This window comes from Corynebacterium singulare (assembly GCF_000833575.1).
In the GTDB taxonomy this organism is placed as follows: Bacteria; Actinomycetota; Actinomycetes; order Mycobacteriales; family Mycobacteriaceae; genus Corynebacterium; species Corynebacterium singulare.
The window spans coordinates 958816-975099 of the sequence record NZ_CP010827.1 but is presented as its reverse complement, the minus strand read 5'-3'; the positions used below and the strand labels follow the sequence as shown (position 1 = coordinate 975099).

Here is a 16284-nt window from a genome sequence, read left to right as displayed (position 1 = left end):
AGGGGGTGTCAATGAGTGTTCGCTGTCCGGCACGAACTTACCGGGCGCGACTAGTGCTTGTGCATGCGCTGACGGCGGCGTGCCTTGTAGGCCTCTTCGCGCTGGAACTCGCGGTGCAGGCGGCGCTCACGGGCTAGCTTGCGCTGGAAGGCTTGGGCCTCACGGTACTCCAAGTAGATAACGTCGTTGCTCAGGTCCTTGTAGATCGCGAACATGAGGCCGACGACGATGAAGAGGAACGGCAGTGCCGCAACGATGGTGACGTTCTGCAGGTTGGACAGGGAGTCCTCACTGGACAGCAGGAGCGTCAGACCAACGGCCGCGGTGAGCACACCCCACGTGGCGGACAGCCACGGCTTGGCGGTGGTGGCGCCGGACTGGGACATGGAGCCCATGACCGTGGACGCGGAGTCGGCCGAGGTGATGAAGAACGTGGCCAGGAGGATTGCAGCGACGATGCCGGCAATGAAGCCTCCCGGGAGGTTCTGCAGAAGATTGAAGAGTTCCTGCTCTGCGGAATCACCAGAGATGGAGTTGCCGTTCTGTTCCATGTGGATAGCGGTGCCGCCGAAGATGGCGAACCACACGGTGGACACGCCAGCCGGCACGAGAAGCACGCCGATGCAGAACTCGCGAACGGAGCGGCCACGGGAAATGCGCGCCAAGAACATGCCCACGAACGGGGACCAGGACACCCACCACGCCCAGTAGAAGATGGTCCAAGTAGACAGCCACTCAGCTGCCTCACCGTTGTTGGACTCAGCGGTACGGGCAATCATCTCGGTGAAGTTGGCCAGGTAGTTACCGATCGAACCCGGAATCTGGTTAAGGATGGTGACCGTCGGGCCCAAGATGAACACGAAGATGGCCAGCAGCGCGGCCAAAATCATGTTGGCGTTGGACAGGTACTGAATGCCCTTGCCCACGCCGGACATAGCGGACAAGATGAAGGCTAGGGTCAGAACAAGCACGATGCCAATGACAACGCCCTGGGAGGGGTTGTCAATCAGGCCCGAGGCCTCAAGTCCTGCCTGGATCTGGGTAGCACCCAGGCCCAGGGAGCAGGCGGTTCCGAAGACGGTGGCGAAGATGGCCAGGATGTCAATGAGCTTGCCCAGAGCACCATCAGCGGCACGCTGACCAATGAGCGGCACGAAGGCCTGGCTAAGCAACTGCTTACGACCGATACGGAAAGTGGAGTAGGCAATGGCCAGGCCCACGATGGCGTAGACGGCCCAGGGGTGCAGGGTCCAGTGGAACATCGCGGTGGCCATGGCGGTCCCCACCTCGTGCTCGCCGTGGCCGGGCACGCCGTTCTTGAAGTAGTTGAGCGGCTCGGAAGCGCCGTAGAACATGAGGCCGATGCCCATACCGGCAGCGAACATCATGGCAATCCAGGACACCGTGGAGAATTCGGGCTCTTCATCGATGTGCCCCAAGCGAATAGTGCCAAACTTCGACATCGCGATAAAGATCACGAAGACGACGAAGATGGTGCCAAACAGCACGTAGGCCCAGCCGAAGTCATTGACGACGAAATTCAGGGCGTTACTTGCGAAAGCACCGAAGTTATCCGGTGCGGCCAGGCCCCAGGCCACGATGGCGGCCACAAGAAGACCGGCGATGCCAACAATGGACCAGTCAATCGGCGAATCAATGCCGCCGGGGCCGAACTCCTCGGTTTCCTTGTCCTCTGCGGGCACCGAGTAGGTCCCCGGGTTGAAGGCCTTGTTGGTGATCATGTCCTGGAGCTGGCTCGTGGCCGAGGCTGCCTCGAGGCGCTCATCGACAGTGCGATACTCATCGACCGTGCTTTGCGAGCTTGTCCCGCTCGGCACGGCTGACGAGACCCCCGTGTCCTTTACGTTGTCTGCATTGGTCGAGTCTGTCATAGCCTCAGACCTTGCTGCCCTGCCACCAACTAGTCAACTTGCAGGCGCGCTAAAGGTGCACCGTATCGCACATATCCGCAGAAAAATAGGCAGGAGCCCGTGCTTTCCGACGTCCCCCTTTCCCCACCGCGGTCCTGTCCCGAACTGGGACTGCGCAGCTGACAGAGGATTTTAGACCGTCTCACCGCGTACTCACAGATCGATCACGTAACGATACGATAACGATTAGGGAAAGAGAGACAGCGGTCACCACACAACGTCGATGCTGCACAACCACACATTCCCCCACTGCGCGGGAACGGCGGCAGGCTAGTCGCGGGCAGCGAGGTACGCGTCGTACAACTCACGGTTCGACCATTCAGTCCCCGCGGCTGCTTGCTTGCAGGCCTGCTTTGCGCGCACGCCGCGCTCCACCTCAGCACGGACCTCAGCAAGTAGCTCCTCTAGCGACGCGGGCTCAGCAGCACCACCTTCAATCACCACGGTGATTTCGCCGCGCGCATTCTCTTCTGCCCATTCAGCAAGCTCACCCAACGTTCCGCGCTTGATCTGTTCATAGGTCTTGGTGAGTTCGCGGCACACCGCAGCGCGGCGTTCGGCGCCGAGGATCGTGGAGGCGTCGCCAAGCGTCTGCGCCAGCCGGTGCGGCGACTCGAAGAAGGCAATAGCGCGACGCTCCCCTACCAACGACTCCAACCACGCCTTGCGTGGACCAGGCTTACGCGGAGGAAAGGCATCGAAGAGAAAGTGCCCCACCCCCAAGCCTGAGAGCGCCAAGGCCGTGGGCACCGCGGACGGTCCAGGGAAGCAGGTGACGGGCACACCTGCCTCCACGGCCGCATCGACGATGGAATGACCTGGATCAGAAACCAACGGCATTCCTGCGTCGGACACGACTAGAACCGTCCCGGTTCGCGCGGCGTCGACCAGCATTCGTGAGCGTTCCGCCTCGTTGTGATCAAAATTGGAGACCACCTTGCCTCGAATGTCCACGCCCAATGCTTGGGCTAGGTTGCGTACGCGGCGGGTATCTTCCGCGGCGATGACATCGGCGTGCCCCAAGGCTTGCATGAGGCGTGCGGAGGCATCGCCAGGATTTCCTAGGGGCGTCGCAGCGAGGATGACACCGCGCGGCAAAGGATCAAGCTGAAGACTCATACACCCCAGCATGGCACACGCACGCTAAACTCTTCCGAGTGAGTATCGCAACGTCCATCGCCCGACCTGCCCGGAAGGGCCACACCGCCGCGCCCGGCCGCCATACCCGGCCGGCGCCGCCTGCGCCCCGCCCCTACGTCTGGACCAGTTCCGACACCATTAGCACCGCCATTATCGCTGTGCTGGCCTTCATCACGCGCTTCGTAGGCCTCACCAGTCCAGTATCGGAAGGCACCCCGGTCTTCGATGAGAAGCACTACGTGCCGCAGGCCTGGGACATGGTGAGCAGCTGGCACAACCTGTTCCTCGGCGGAATCGAGTCCAACCCCGGCTACGGTCTCGTGGTTCACCCACCGCTGGCGAAGCAGATTGTCGCTCTTTCCGAGTCTGTCTTTGGTTATACCCCGATGGGCTGGCGTTTCATGACCGCCCTCTTCGGTGTGGGCACTGTACTACTCACGATGGCCCTGGCTCGCCGCTTGTCGGGTTCCTGGCACGTCGGATTCTTAGCTGGACTGATCGCCGTTTGCGATGGCGTACTTCTCGTCTCTTCGAAGTTTGGCATGCTGGACATCTTCCAGGTCTTCTTTGTTGTCGCCGCCGCTTGGGCGCTTGCCCGTGACCACCAGCAGATGCGTGAGCGCCTCCACACCGCTTTCATCACGGGGGCGATGGGTACATCTGATTTCGGTCCCCGTTTTGGCTTCCGCTGGTGGCGTTTTACGGCCGGTGTTTTCTTGGGACTGACGTTGTCCGTGAAGTGGTCCGGCCTGTACTACATCATGTTCTTCGGCCTCATGAGCGTCTTCTCTGACCTTGCTCTGCGCCGCATGTACGGTGTGCGCCGCTACGTCCTTGGCACCCTCATCCGTGACACTCCGGCAGCTCTCGCCTCCATCGTCGTGCTGCCCATTGCCCTGTACGCCTGGTCCTGGCGTGCATGGTTTGCCGATGAAACCGCCGTGTACCGCCACGCTAAGGTGGACGGCACGATCGACGAAGGTTCGTGGCTCCTCAATCTCCCCGAACCTATTGCAGGTTGGTTCTACTATCACAGCTCGGTCTTGGAGTTCCACGCTTCATTAACCTCCTCGGGCGGCCATAGCCACCCGTGGGATTCCAAGCCATGGGCGTGGCTCGTGGCAGCGCGCCCTATTCTCTATTACTCCTCTACCGATCTCACCTGCCCCAATGGTGGTGACTGCCGCAAGATGCTCTATCTCTTCGGCACCCCCGCTATCTGGTGGCTCGTCATTCCGGCCGTGTTGTGGGGCCTGTGGTCGCTGCTCGTGCGACGCAACCGTGCTTTCCTCATCCCACTCGTGGGCGCAGCTGCCGGTTTCCTCCCCTGGCTCATGGTCTTTGACCGACAGATGTACTTCTTCTACGCCACGGCCTTCATCCCCTTTGTCATCGTGCTCATTGCTCTCGCGTGTGGCCAGATGATCGGCCGTGGGCCGGAACTCAGGTGGCCATGGCTCCGCTCGATCTTCGGTTCAACGATGCCACTGGGTACCTTCCTCACCGTGTGCTACGCGGCGCTCGTGGTCGCCATGTTCGCGTACTTCTCCCCCATTCTGTACGGATTTCTCATCCCTGAATCGTGGTATCAGTCGATGATGTGGCTGCCATCGTGGAGCTAATCCCACCTCACAGGATGTATCTGTTCCCCTAACGCTTAACGAGGACTCGCAGTCAGGGCGCGATAAACGTCCCGCAGCACAAATCCCCTGTCTGCAGCCCACGCCCAGCCCAGGCCCACTGCAGCCAATCCCGTGGCCACAAGGATGTAGATTTGGCCGGCTCCTACCGTTCCCAAAGCGAAATCCCGCATGGTGAAGCCACAGAGGAAGGCGAACATGGTACAGGCGACCGGCAGCAGGCCAGGCGCTGATGCTGGCCGCCAAGCGGCAAAACCGAGACCGCTGGCTAGTCCGAATCGCAACGCAGCTGCTTCCATGAGCAGGCGTGCGCGTTCCGGATCCGCACCTTCTGCCAGAGTTCCTTCACTGCCGGTGGTGGTCAGCCCAGATGCACTCACCACGACCACCACTGCCCACACAAGAAAGACCACGGACAGTACTGACAGGCTTATTCTCGCAAGAGCCACGGAAGCTTGACGTGCGCTCGAGGCCCGCTGCCATTCCGGTTCCACGCCCGCAAGGATGACCTCTGAGAGGTCCCGAGGGGGGTGCCCTGCAGGTTGGACCTGGCTCAACGAATGAGACAGCGCAGCTGCTTTATCACGGAAGGCCGCACATTCCGGGCATCCGGAAAGGTGGGCATCGATAACATCCGGAGCAAGCTGCGGCACTTCACCATCCAACTGCGCGGAGATTGCCGCCTGCACCTGCTCATGCTTCAGCACGGTTCAACACCCCATCTACGCTGGCGCGACCCGAACCAAACACGACAATCATGAGTAAGGACACCATGAGCACCAGCGGATACTCGATACCACCGTCCGCAGTGAAGAGGCCATTGCTCAAATGCACAAAGTAAAGAGCACATGCCATGAGCAGCGCCAATGCGCCGGCCACGAAGGTGGTCAACAGGCCGACGACCAAGGCGGCACCACCAATCATTTCCGCAACGCTGGCCAAATAGGCCGATAGCTGCGGCTGCGGGATTCCCCACGCAGAGAACTGCCCGGTGGTTTCGTCCATGCCAGCAAAGAACATCTTGTCCACGCCATGCGCCACGAAGATGACGCCCAGCACTGCACGGAAGATGAGCAACGCGGCATCGCGAACAGCGGGTCGATTCATGATTCATAGACTACCCTGGATGCCCACTGCCCTACGAAAGGACTCCCGCGCCATGAGCATCTGGACCGCCGTAGATTCACCGCTGGGTTCACTGACCCTCGTCGCCAGCGACGACGGCTTAACCCATGTCTATTTTCCTACTGAGAGCCCTGATCTGGATGCGGTCCCGCAATCCCCACGCGCAACATCAGCGGCTAGGTCTACCTGCGTACCCGAGCGCGTGCTCTGCTCCGCAACGAAACAACTCATCGAATACTTTGGCGGCACCCGCCACCATTTCGACGTGCAACTCGCCCTGCCTACTCCCCCGCTGTCCTTCCGTGATCGCGCCCACCGAGCTCTCGGCCTCATTCCCTATGGGCATCGGTGGAGTTATGCGCACTTAGCACAGGCCGCAGGAAGCCCGCGTGCGGTTCGGGCAGCCGGCAGCGCCTGCGCGTCCAATCCGCTGCCGATCGTGGTTCCTTGTCACCGAGTAGTGCGCGCCGACGGGCTTATCGGTTCCTACCGCGGCGGCGCCGAAGCCAAGGCTTTCCTCCTAGAACACGAAGAACACCACGCTAGGATGGCGCAGAGCGGGAACCGCTGAGAGGTTTGCGCAGTCTAAGAAGGTATGACTGTTACGGAAATGACGAACGATACTGGGCCTGTGTACGACGCGGAGGGATTGGGGCGCCCCGCATGGGCGATGACCTCGCCGCTGCTACGCCACTATTACGACACTGAATGGGGTATGCCCGTTCACGAAGAGTCCGCTCTCTTGGAGAGACTGTGCCTCGAAGGATTTCAAGCAGGGTTGAACTGGGAGCTCGTGCTGCGCAAGCGTGATGCTTTCCGCGAAGCCTTTGCCGGTTTTGATGCGGATCTGCTCTCCAGCTTTGGGGAGGAAGAAATCGAACGCCTCATGGAAAATGACGGCATTATCCGCAATCGCTTAAAAATCAAGGCCACCCTCACCAACGCTAAGGCCACGGTGGCATTACGCGAGGAGGGCGGGCTCGATGAGTTCATTTGGAGCTTCCTGCCAGAAGACACCATCGCTCCTGAATGCGAGGAAGATATTCCCAAATACACGCAGGAAGCTGAAGACATGTCCAAAGCTTTGAAAAATGCAGGATTCAAGTTTGTAGGGCCGGTGACCTGTTTCTCCCTCATGGAGGCCATCGGCATGGTGGATGCCCACTTGGTGGGCTCACACCGCCGCGGCACCTCCGGTATCTGGCCGGCCTAACTAGCCCACACGGCGCGCCGCAAGGTCATCGCGGCGCTGACGTGGAGAGCTGTGCGGGCCGTCGAAATCACCGTCAGTGTCATCCTCGTCGTAGACCGGCAAGTAATCGAAGTCAGGGCTCTCATCATCAATCTCGAGGACGAGGGCACCTGGGCGTCGCAGGTTTGGCGGCAACGATTCAGCTGGGTTTTCTGCGTTACGCACTCCAAGGCGTGCACGGCGCAAATGGTAGACGCGGCGGCGCAGCAACTCCTGCTCGCGGCGCACTTGGGAGCGCAATGCGACGAGGTACACAGTGGTGATGACACCGGCGATTCCGGCGAGCCACCAAGCCCAGCCGCCAAAGACGATGCCGAGACAAACCGTGGCAACCACGGCCACGGCCAAGCCTATAAGCGTGCGCTGGCGGCGCTGGTAGCGGGTTGCGGATGCTTCCTTCTCCTTTACCGGATCCCAGCCGCCGCGTCCGAGGCGGCGCTGTGCAAAGGCAAGCTCCTCAGCGGAAAGCTCGGTATCGGTGTGTGGGTTGCGCTCCGGTTCTTCTTCCCCGTCAACGGCCTCGCTCATGGGAACAGCAGCTGATCCGGAAGAGACGGCATCATCGAACTCTGCGGAGTCCTCAGCATCAGTCTCCTCAGCATCAGCCGTACCCTCATCAGTGACAGCAGCACTCGCGGCAGCCGGGGCATCGATAGCCCCCGGATAAAGGAGATCAACCGGGGACGTGAAGGTCTCATCGAAGTCGTAGGCATCCTCTGCCACTGAGGTGTGGGCCGGCGTGGTAAAGACCTCAGCTTCAACGGGATCGACGTCTGCGTCGGGCTCCTGGATGCGTTCCTCTTCCACGATGACGTCATCCTCAACGTCGTCATCACTGGTGTCCTCGGCCGCGTCTGCATCTGATGCAGCATTCTCAGCACCGACGGGGACCGCCGCCACAGAAGCAGCCGTGGTGGCGCCCTCAGGGGTCTCGACCACTTCGCCGTCGATCGTGTCCGCCACGACATGGCCCTCAGTCCCCTCACCGGGACCCTTACTGGAGGCGGCATCAGCAGTACTGGAATGCTCATCCGAGGCATCATCAGCCAGCACCAGCTCATACTCGGCATCCGGGTCCTCGGCAGAGACGCGGGCGCTGGGCCGGATATCCGCCTTACCCAATCGTGGCTTGCGGCGGCCCGGTACGGAGCCAGAGTCGCCTTCAAAGAGCACGCGGGTCTCCTCGAAGGCCTCACCGGTGTGGCTCATGGGACGCTGGGAGCGCAGCAGCCACGGAGCAAGAATGAAAAGCCACACCACAATGACGAGGATGATGGGCACAGTGGTCATCATGAGGAAGGTTCCCACTTTCCAGGGTCGACGAAAAGGGAGTACAACTAGGCCCCCACTTTAGCCTCCCTACTACCCGATTCGGGCATTGTCGGCCCCAAAATTACAAGGTTGTGACTTAAGTGAAAGCAGAGGTCGACGGCCTTTATGCGATACGACCACTACTACGCAGGCGCTCGACGGCACTCGATGCAAAATCCTCTCGATTGAGCGCCAAAAAGTGGTGATCACGCCACGCACCATCAATATGCAAATTGCGGCGAAGGAAACCCTCATCACGGAAACCGTTATTGTGAAGGACCTTGCCGGAAGCGGGATTGCCCGGAAGATAGGTCGCGGTCACGCGGTGCAGACCAACCCGGTGGAAAGCATGATCTACCCCCAATGCGCAGGCCGCAGTGGCAATACCCGCGCGGTGTACCCCTGAATGTACCCAGTAGCCCACCCAGCATTCACTGACTCCTCCGTGCTGGATGTTTCCCAAGGTCAACTGACCACGAAACTGGCCGTCAACCTCGATAACAAGGGGGACCACGGTGCCGGAGCGGGCTGAATCACGCAGGAACATCAGGTGGTTCCACCACGCGGACTGAGAATGCGCGGAGTTCCAAGAAGTGGGCAGGGTTGGTTCCACCGGCTTGAGAAACTCACGATCCTCAATTCGCTGCTGCCGCCAAGCTCCGCCATCACCGCGCATGAGCGGCCGCAAACGCACAGACAGTCCGTGTGGAAACGCCGGAGTTGGTCTCATGCGAACGACGGGAGTGGCCTCAGGCCAACCAGGATGATTCGGGTTAACCTCACCGCTCGCAGGGCTCGACAGCCGCCCAGCGGCATTTCCAAAGGGATCCAGCATGGGCCTAGCTGCGCTGGGTCAAGAACAAAACGTCAACCACATCGCCTGGTCGGATCTCCGTGACTTCCTCCGGAATACGAATCATGGCGTTGGCCTCTGACAAACCAGCAAGCAGGTGAGCAGGTGCGCCCGCGGCCCCACCGAGCCCTTCCACAAGGTAGTCAGAGGTTTCAGCGTCACGCATCAAACGCGCACGGATAAAGCCACGCCGGCCCGGGCGAGACTCAACATGGTTGAGCACACGAGCGCGCACCACTCGGCGCTGTCCGCTTCGCTTGCCCAGGGATAGCCTAATAAGCGGGCGAACAAAGACCTCAAAAATGACCAGCGTAGAGACCGGGTTCGAGGGCAGCAGGAAGGTCGGGATACGTTCCTCTCCCAGCAAGCCAAAGCCCTGAACCGAGCCTGGGTGCATGGCTACACGTGAGGTATCGACGTCACCAAGCTCATCGAGAACCTCACGGATCTCGTCTGCGCCTGCGCCACCCACGGCACCGGAAATGACGAGAACTTCACTACGCGCGAGGTGGGTTTCCAGAGCTTCGCGCACACGGCGAGGCTCGCCAGCAGCAATGCCCACGCGTTGCGCGTCGGCGCCGGCCTCCTTCGCTGCGGCCGCCAAGGCATAGGAATTCACGTCAAAGACTTGACCCAAGCCCGGTTCACGGTCAATATCGACCAACTCTTTGCCATAGGACACGATGGTCACGCGCGGACGAGGATAGGCCAAAACTTTGGAGCGGCCTACCGCAGCGAGTAGGCCAATCTGTGCTGGCCCCAGGACGGTCCCAGAGGACACTGCAACGTCACCCGGCTGAATGTCATCGCCCACGCGGCGGACAAAGTCACCCGAGCGCACTGGACGGTGCGAGGTTACGCGCTTGCGTCCGCGATCAGACCATTCGAGGGGCAGGACAGCGTCGGCAAGCGTCGGCAAAGGTGCACCCGTGTACACCCGCACTGCCTGCTTAGGCTGAAGGCGCAAAGGCTGACGCGAACCTGCCGGTACCTCACCGACCACAGGTAGGGAACGTTCAGTCTCCGGTTCTGAGGCAGGATCACCCGCCTCATCCTCTGCCGGCCGCGGGCGGGGCTTAAGTGCCTTCTCCCCGCCGACATCAACTGCACGCACTGCATATCCATCAATCGCTGCCTGCGGAAAGCCCGGCAGCGGCTGATTCGCCTGCACTTCCTCAGCGCACTTGAGTCCCAGGGCATTCGCGATGGCTATGCGCACCGGCTCCGGGGTCACCGCCGCATCAAGAATGAACGCCATCTGGTCATCGACCGAACGCATACACCGCCTACCTTCGCTGTGGAGTCTGTGGGGGGATGGACTAAAGCTTAATGTGCGGAGGCTAGCCCTTCAGGCCGTTCTCCGCCTCATACTCATCCATGATGTGCTTGAGGGCCTTGTACAGCGCAGGGCCATACTTCTCATCACGCAGGCCGAAATCCACGTTTGCGGGAATATATCCACCCGGGTTACCCAGGTCATGGCGCTTGCCTTGGTGAACCACGACGTGAACCGGGTGGCCTTCCTTGATGAGAAGCTCAATGGCGTCGGTCAGCTGCAGCTCACCGCCCTTACCCGGTTTAATGCGACGCAGGGCATCAAAAATCTTACGGTCCAGCAGGTAGCGGCCTGTCGCGACCAGATTGGACGGAGCGTCCTCCGGCTCCGGCTTCTCCACCATGCCCACGACCTTTTTCACGCCAGGGACATTGGTGTCCTCTACGTCAAAGACGCCGTAGTTATAGGTTTCTTCTCGGGATACCTCGAACGCGCACAGCACACTGCCGCCGAGCGCTGCACGTACGCGAGCCATCTCACCCATGACGGTCGCGGGTAGAACGATGTCATCTGGCAACATCACGGCGAAGAAGTCTTCGTCCTCGTCCAAAACGGACTCAGCCAAGCCGACTGCATGCCCCAAACCAAGGGGCTTCTCCTGTGGAACGGAGATGGGGTGAATCAGTTGAGCGGCACGCTTAACCTTGCCCACCTGCTCATCCTTGCCGCGAGCGTCAAGAGTCTCAACCAGCTCGGGAAATTCCTCAAAATGGCGCATCACTTCCTGCTTATTAGGTGCGGTGATGACGGCCAGGCGCTGTGCGCCTACGGATGCGGCTTCCTCCGCAATCAGCTCAATACCCGGCGTATCGACGACAGGGAGCAGCTCCTTCGGCACAGTTTTGGTGGCGGGCAAAAAGCGGGTGCCCATGCCAGCTGCGGGGACAACAACCGTGGCGATCCCAGTGGGGGAATCCTCATGTGCAATAGCCATAGATTCCAGTTTACAATGCGCCGACCACAGCTCCGCGGTGCGCTACGCCAGCGATCTATGATTTATATCCATGACAACCTCCCCTAAGGCTGTTCTCAGGGCCCAGCTTCTTCAGTCGCGCCGAGCGCGCAGCCCCGAGCAGCGCGCTCAAGATAACAAGGCGTGGTGCGCCGGGGTTCGTGCACTTCTCACGCCTGCAATGCGGGTCGCAGCGTACCACCCGCTCGGCACTGAGCCGGGTGGCCCAGAGCTGGTGGACAGCATTGCTGCTGCGTGTCGCGAGGTCTATCTGCCGATTTCCGGCACCGATGGTCAGCTGCTGTGGACGCTTTACGACGGCCCAGAAGCCATGCGTCCCGGCGCGTTGGGCATTGCGGAACCGGTTGGCAAACGCCACACCAGCGCGGTGCTGGCACACCTTGATCTCATTCTGGCGCCCGCCATGGCCGTGAGCCCATCAGGCATGCGCCTGGGAAAGGGCGCCGGTTACTACGACCGCGCCTTGGCTCCCCTCACGACTGGCCAGCCGCCTGTGGTGGCTCTCGTGCATTCCACCGAAGTACGTGAGGTTCCCTTTGAGGACCACGATCGTCCCGTCGATGGCATCCTCACTGAGCGCGGAATGAGTTGGATGTAGCGACCTGGGAACCGCACGGAGCTCTGCACAGTCTAAGAAGATATGGAACTCGTTCATATCCTGCGCACACCAGGGCACCGACGCAGCGTGCTGATTCGGCGAACTCTGGCCTGCATGCTGCTCGTGGCTGCTGCCGTGAGCGCTCTAGCCTCTACTCGTGAGCAGCCTCGCACCGTGGTCATGGCACGCGAGGTAGCTGCGGGCGAGAAACTTGCCCAGGGTGATGTTGCGGTGGCTCGTGTCCCCTCGTCTCTTCTTCCCGCCACAGCCCTGGGAAGTAACCCGGAGGAGGCTGTCGGCCGAGTTCTCGTGGCATCGGCTGGCGCAGGTGAAATCCTCACTACTACGCGGCTGCTGAGCTCCGACCTCGTCGCGGACTTCGGGATGTCAGATGCCCACCTCATCCCTTTGACCTTGGCGGAACCGGAGATCGCATCCAACCTGCATCACGGCGATACCGTTAATATCGTCGGCGGCACAGACTCCCGCGATGTGGATGACGCGGTCGCTCTCGATGATTATGGTTCCTCTGCACAAGGCGCCACAATCGCCAGCGGCGCACGCGTCGTCTCGGTTGACGCGCCGGACGCTGGCGCCCGCACACGCACACTCCTCGTCGCACTACCCGCGCAGGCTGCTGAAGCCGTCGCCGCCGCGTCCCTGGCGCAACCGCTCACGGTGATCATTGTTGGAGACCGCGCTCACACATAGTCAGGTTCTGTGTTTGTCGGCGCCTTTTCTCGGATACCTGTCTCTGCACGTTGCCTCCGTTAACGTGCGCGGATTAGTGTGTTTATGTCCACTCAGGCGCCACAGCCCACTAGCCCACAGGGAGCTGCCGGCAGTGCGCCAGTCAGTGGCCTCTCATCGCAGTAGTTTCCCGCTCCGTCTCGCCCCTCTTTCCCGTTAGCCCACCACAGCATCGAATACATCGCGGTGGGCACGCTACGTATGGCGCACTGCACCGACATCCATGCGAGGAAGGTTGTAAGGCGATCGAGGTTTTCATTAGAAAAGGACATTCATATGCTCAAGGGTTTTAAAAACTTCATCATGCGCGGAAACGTCATTGAGTTAGCTGTCGCAGTCATCATTGGTTCGGCGTTCACCGCCATCGTCACCTCCGTGACAGATAACCTCATCCAGCCGCTCATCAATTCCTTCGGCTCCCCGGATATGGGCGGCCTAGGGTTCAGCATCACCGGTAGCCCGGAAACCTTCCTGGACTTCGGCGCCGTCATCACCGCCGTCATCAATTTCCTCATCATCGCCGCTGTGGTCTACTTCGGAGTCATTGCGCCGATCGATGCTCTGACGCAGCGCGCCAAGCGCCGCCAGGGTGTCGATCCTGAAGAGGCTGCACCGACCAGCGAGCAGCTTCTCGCGGAGATTCGTGACCTGCTCGCTGCTGAGAACGGTGGTGCTACGGGCCCGAACGCCAACGCCACCAAGAAGTAAAGGGCATAAAACACAAGGAGGGCTGGCCGTTCCGAGGAGGAAGGCCGGCCCTTTTTTCATGCACTGCCTACGGCCGCCTGCTCTACTGGGTAGCCCCGAAATGCGGCGGCATATTCTCGCGGTAGAAGGCCTCACCGGTGGGCTCATCGTCGTTTCCGACGACGGAGTCATTGTCGAGCGCGACGCTGCGCAGCTCGTCATCACCCACGTTCCCTGCGGTGTCGCGGAAATCCGTGCTGGGTGCATCAAAGCTACGGTCATAATTCTGCGCAGTGGACGGGCGCTGTACGCGGCGGCGACGACGTGCAGGACGCCGATCTGATTCAGCCATTAGACGCTGGACTTCTGCAGCTGGTCAACGAGGTGGTGTACCAGCGGCGTCAGCGTAGCCATGCCGTCACGGACCGCGGCACGCGACGCTGCGACATTGACAATCACCGTCGAGCCGGAGACACCGGAGATACCGCGGGACGTGCATGCATCCACCGCACCACACGCCTGGCCGGAGGACCGCAGCGCCTGTGCCACACCGGGGACCATCTGATCCAGCACTGCGCGAGTGGCCTCCGGAGTCTTATCGCGCGGCCCCACGCCGGTACCGCCGATGGTGAGCACGAGGTCCACGCCACCTACGACACCTGTTTCGATGGCTTGGCGGATCTTGGACTTCTTCGAACGGACAATCACAGCACCATCAACGGTAAACTCTGCTTCCGACAGCAGCTCGCCCGCGAGGCGGGAAGTATCCTGCGCAGTGTCATCTGGGTGATCCGTCACGATGACGACGAGCGCACGACGTGGCGCCTGCACGCTCTGCTCCTGTTCACTGGCAAAAAGGAAGGCGTCATCGGGTTCGTTGACGTCATCAAGCTCGTATGAGGCGTCGCGTCCCAGCATGTCTGTGGTATCGGTTTTCTCTGCCAAGGGAGTGTCTCCTTAAGGCCAAAGGCTCAGTGTTGTCCGTGGGGTGTTCTCTGCGTGGTCTAGGTGCGGCGGTCTCTGTGCGGCCCCGAACACGGCGCCCACTCAACCGCTTGGCTATGTGTAAACTTACTCGCTCGCCAGCGTTACCTCTACCTGTCGCGAATCTTCGCTGTCCTTGGTCGTCACTTCAAGGGTGACGGTCGCACCGAACTCCTGAGAACGTGTGGCCGCGATCAGCGAATCGGAGCTCTCAATGAGGCGATCGTTGACTCGGGTGACAATATCGCCGTCCTTCAAGCCTGCCTTGTCAGCGGGGCTGTCGGGTTCCACCTCGACGATTTCTGCACCATAGACAGTGCTTTGCGCGCGCACCTTCACTCCCAACGTGGGGTGCTTGACCTTGCCGTTGTTAATGAGCTCATCAGCCATGCGCTTAGCAAAGTTGGACGGGATGGCAAAGCCCAACCCAATGGAGCCACCTTCAGCGTTAGCGCCACTGGACAGGGAGGCGATCATCGAGTTCATGCCGATGATATTACCTTCCATATCGACCAGTGGTCCGCCGGAGTTTCCGGGGTTTACCGCGGCGTCGGTCTGGATGGCGTCGATAAGCGAAGACTCCCCGCCTTCCTGTGAAGCGCGCACTGGACGGTTCTTTGCTGACACAATGCCGGACGTCACCGTCGCATTGAGTCCCAGCGGCGAGCCTACTGCGACGACTTCCTGGCCCACTGCGGCGGAATCAGAATCGCCGAACTGCAAGAACGGCAGGTCTTTCGCATCATCGATCTTGATTACGGCAACGTCTGTCGTGGCATCTGAGGCCACAAAGGTTGCGGAATGATGCGAGCCGTCATTCATCGTTACCTCAAGGCGCCCGCCTTGATCCGCTCCCGCGACCACGTGGTGGTTGGTGAGAACATAGCCATCCGGGGAAATGATTGACCCAGAGCCCTCAGCACCACCCGAGCGCGTCATACTAAAAATCGACACCACTGCTGGGAGCACCTTCGAGGCCACCTCCTCCACGGAGCCATCGGCAGGCTCTTTGCCCGTGCTGTTGACCACGGGTTGCTGTTGCAACACCTCATTGACCGTCGACGTCGAATCCTTGTCATTGTTCATCGCGCCGACGACAGCGCCGGTCACACCACCCGCAGCGATGGCACCTACCAGCATCGCCAACGCGGTGCCTAAGCCAACTGTGCGTTTGGGTGTGGACTGCTTGTCAGTAGGAACCATGTGAACACCAGCATTCTGTTGGCCGCCGAACACTGGCTGATTCTGGGGGTTGTGACCAGTGCTGGCAGCGGTGCCGAACGCTCGCTGTCCGGCATAGGGTTGCTGCTGCTGAGTGCTGTGCGCGTTGTAGCCGTTGCGTGGCCGCGGGCCACCAAAACCATAGGAGCTGCCGCCGCTATACGACGTCTCCCCGCCCATGGATTCCTGGCCGGTGTACGGAGAGTGCGGTGCCTGAGGCACATACGGGGCCGACGCCCCCGAAGCGTCATTGGACCCTTTCTGCTCAGGGTTGTGGCTGGGACGGTTCCCAAAGCCTTGCGGGGTCTGTGCCGCAGAGCGCGGCTGGTTCCAGCCAGTCGACTCGCTCCCCGCCTGAGTGTTACGGGGTTCCTGCGAGTTATCCATGTTCGAGTTCCTCACGTTCATGTCATCTAGTGTGCACTACAGCGCTGATGCGGATCTGTTAGTGCACTGCAATTCTGCTACTAGAAGCTGAACGTT

At 60.7% G+C, this 16284-nt stretch carries 17 protein-coding genes; 6 read left to right on the top strand and 11 right to left on the bottom strand.

The window, feature by feature from the left end; all coding sequences use genetic code 11:
* Positions 1-50 precede the first annotated feature (50 nt).
* Together CSING_RS04545 and rsmI are read right to left on the bottom strand one after the other, a co-directional pair.
* On the bottom strand, positions 51-1892 hold the full coding sequence (locus tag CSING_RS04545; protein WP_042530091.1) for a BCCT family transporter: 1842 nt from the start codon (positions 1890-1892) through the stop codon (positions 51-53).
* 309 nt (positions 1893-2201) lie between these two features.
* Positions 2202-3050 carry a 16S rRNA (cytidine(1402)-2'-O)-methyltransferase gene (gene rsmI, locus CSING_RS04540; protein WP_042530089.1) on the bottom strand — a complete coding sequence of 283 codons (849 nt, stop codon included), beginning with the start codon at positions 3048-3050 and terminating at the stop codon, positions 2202-2204.
* Between the two features lie 56 nt (positions 3051-3106).
* Here rsmI and CSING_RS04535 point away from each other — a divergent pair, with 56 nt between their 5' ends.
* Complete coding sequence (locus CSING_RS04535) at positions 3107-4693, top strand: dolichyl-phosphate-mannose--protein mannosyltransferase (RefSeq protein ID WP_042533149.1); 1587 nt, start codon at positions 3107-3109, stop codon at positions 4691-4693.
* 35 nt (positions 4694-4728) lie between these two features.
* Here the strand turns inward: CSING_RS04535 and CSING_RS04530 are convergent, their stop codons facing one another.
* Complete coding sequence (locus CSING_RS04530) at positions 4729-5418, bottom strand: zf-HC2 domain-containing protein (RefSeq protein WP_042533147.1); 690 nt, start codon at positions 5416-5418, stop codon at positions 4729-4731.
* Positions 5405-5818, bottom strand: a complete 414-nt coding sequence (locus tag CSING_RS04525; RefSeq protein ID WP_042530087.1) for a DoxX family protein — start codon at positions 5816-5818, stop codon at positions 5405-5407. The genes CSING_RS04530 and CSING_RS04525 overlap by 14 nt, the downstream gene beginning before the upstream one ends.
* A 52-nt stretch (positions 5819-5870) precedes the next feature.
* On the opposite strand from CSING_RS04525, the gene CSING_RS13260 reads away from it, so the two are divergent.
* A complete protein-coding gene (locus CSING_RS13260; protein ID WP_084226166.1) occupies positions 5871-6407 on the top strand; it encodes a methylated-DNA--[protein]-cysteine S-methyltransferase in 537 nt (178 codons plus the stop codon).
* 24 nt (positions 6408-6431) lie between these two features.
* Positions 6432-7049 (top strand): DNA-3-methyladenine glycosylase I, encoded by a 618-nt coding sequence (locus tag CSING_RS04520; protein WP_042530085.1) that lies wholly within the window; start codon positions 6432-6434, stop codon positions 7047-7049.
* Here the strand turns inward: CSING_RS04520 and sepX are convergent, their stop codons facing one another.
* From sepX to CSING_RS04500, 4 genes are all read right to left on the bottom strand, one after another.
* Positions 7050-8381: a divisome protein SepX/GlpR gene (gene sepX, locus CSING_RS04515; protein WP_042530083.1), complete on the bottom strand. Its 1332-nt coding sequence runs from the start codon at positions 8379-8381 to the stop codon at positions 7050-7052.
* A gap of 142 nt (positions 8382-8523) precedes the next feature.
* Positions 8524-9234, bottom strand: a complete 711-nt coding sequence (locus CSING_RS04510) for a GNAT family N-acetyltransferase (protein ID WP_042530081.1) — start codon at positions 9232-9234, stop codon at positions 8524-8526.
* Between the two features lie 4 nt (positions 9235-9238).
* Complete coding sequence (gene glp, locus CSING_RS04505) at positions 9239-10531, bottom strand: molybdotransferase-like divisome protein Glp (RefSeq protein ID WP_042530078.1); 1293 nt, start codon at positions 10529-10531, stop codon at positions 9239-9241.
* Between the two features lie 61 nt (positions 10532-10592).
* Positions 10593-11522: a UTP--glucose-1-phosphate uridylyltransferase gene (locus CSING_RS04500; protein WP_042530076.1), complete on the bottom strand. Its 930-nt coding sequence runs from the start codon at positions 11520-11522 to the stop codon at positions 10593-10595.
* 70 nt (positions 11523-11592) lie between these two features.
* Here CSING_RS04500 and CSING_RS04495 point away from each other — a divergent pair, with 70 nt between their 5' ends.
* The 3 genes from CSING_RS04495 to mscL all read left to right on the top strand — a co-directional run bounded on the left by CSING_RS04495 (position 11593) and on the right by mscL (position 13617).
* Positions 11593-12159, top strand: a complete 567-nt coding sequence (locus tag CSING_RS04495) for a 5-formyltetrahydrofolate cyclo-ligase (protein ID WP_042530074.1) — start codon at positions 11593-11595, stop codon at positions 12157-12159.
* Between the two features lie 42 nt (positions 12160-12201).
* The gene (locus CSING_RS04490) at positions 12202-12870 is read left to right on the top strand and encodes an SAF domain-containing protein (protein ID WP_042530072.1); all 669 of its coding nucleotides are present in this window, start codon (positions 12202-12204) and stop codon (positions 12868-12870) included.
* Positions 12871-13185: 315 nt separating this feature from the next.
* On the top strand, positions 13186-13617 hold the full coding sequence (gene mscL, locus CSING_RS04485; protein WP_042530070.1) for a large conductance mechanosensitive channel protein MscL: 432 nt from the start codon (positions 13186-13188) through the stop codon (positions 13615-13617).
* Between the two features lie 82 nt (positions 13618-13699).
* Here the strand turns inward: mscL and CSING_RS04480 are convergent, their stop codons facing one another.
* From CSING_RS04480 to CSING_RS04470, 3 genes are all read right to left on the bottom strand, one after another.
* A complete protein-coding gene (locus tag CSING_RS04480) occupies positions 13700-13948 on the bottom strand; it encodes a hypothetical protein (protein WP_042530068.1) in 249 nt (82 codons plus the stop codon).
* On the bottom strand, positions 13948-14514 hold the full coding sequence (locus CSING_RS04475) for a MogA/MoaB family molybdenum cofactor biosynthesis protein (protein WP_042533145.1): 567 nt from the start codon (positions 14512-14514) through the stop codon (positions 13948-13950). The genes CSING_RS04480 and CSING_RS04475 overlap by 1 nt, the downstream gene beginning before the upstream one ends.
* A 153-nt stretch (positions 14515-14667) precedes the next feature.
* Positions 14668-16188, bottom strand: a complete 1521-nt coding sequence (locus CSING_RS04470) for a S1C family serine protease (RefSeq protein WP_236684033.1) — start codon at positions 16186-16188, stop codon at positions 14668-14670.
* Positions 16189-16284 lie beyond the last annotated feature (96 nt).

Coding starts and splice junctions, on each gene's coding strand:
- CSING_RS04545 (WP_042530091.1), bottom strand. CDS start 1,892: ATGACAGACTCGACCAATGCAGACAACGTAAAGGACACGGGGGTCTCG.
- rsmI (WP_042530089.1), bottom strand. CDS start 3,050: ATGAGTCTTCAGCTTGATCCTTTGCCGCGCGGTGTCATCCTCGCTGCG.
- CSING_RS04525 (WP_042530087.1), bottom strand. CDS start 5,818: ATGAATCGACCCGCTGTTCGCGATGCCGCGTTGCTCATCTTCCGTGCA.
- CSING_RS13260 (WP_084226166.1), top strand. CDS start 5,871: ATGAGCATCTGGACCGCCGTAGATTCACCGCTGGGTTCACTGACCCTC.
- CSING_RS04520 (WP_042530085.1), top strand. CDS start 6,432: ATGACTGTTACGGAAATGACGAACGATACTGGGCCTGTGTACGACGCG.
- sepX (WP_042530083.1), bottom strand. CDS start 8,381: ATGATGACCACTGTGCCCATCATCCTCGTCATTGTGGTGTGGCTTTTC.
- CSING_RS04510 (WP_042530081.1), bottom strand. CDS start 9,234: ATGCTGGATCCCTTTGGAAATGCCGCTGGGCGGCTGTCGAGCCCTGCG.
- glp (WP_042530078.1), bottom strand. CDS start 10,531: ATGCGTTCGGTCGATGACCAGATGGCGTTCATTCTTGATGCGGCGGTG.
- CSING_RS04500 (WP_042530076.1), bottom strand. CDS start 11,522: ATGGCTATTGCACATGAGGATTCCCCCACTGGGATCGCCACGGTTGTT.
- CSING_RS04495 (WP_042530074.1), top strand. CDS start 11,593: ATGACAACCTCCCCTAAGGCTGTTCTCAGGGCCCAGCTTCTTCAGTCG.
- CSING_RS04490 (WP_042530072.1), top strand. CDS start 12,202: ATGGAACTCGTTCATATCCTGCGCACACCAGGGCACCGACGCAGCGTG.
- mscL (WP_042530070.1), top strand. CDS start 13,186: ATGCTCAAGGGTTTTAAAAACTTCATCATGCGCGGAAACGTCATTGAG.
- CSING_RS04480 (WP_042530068.1), bottom strand. CDS start 13,948: ATGGCTGAATCAGATCGGCGTCCTGCACGTCGTCGCCGCCGCGTACAG.
- CSING_RS04475 (WP_042533145.1), bottom strand. CDS start 14,514: ATGCTGGGACGCGACGCCTCATACGAGCTTGATGACGTCAACGAACCC.
- CSING_RS04470 (WP_236684033.1), bottom strand. CDS start 16,188: ATGGATAACTCGCAGGAACCCCGTAACACTCAGGCGGGGAGCGAGTCG.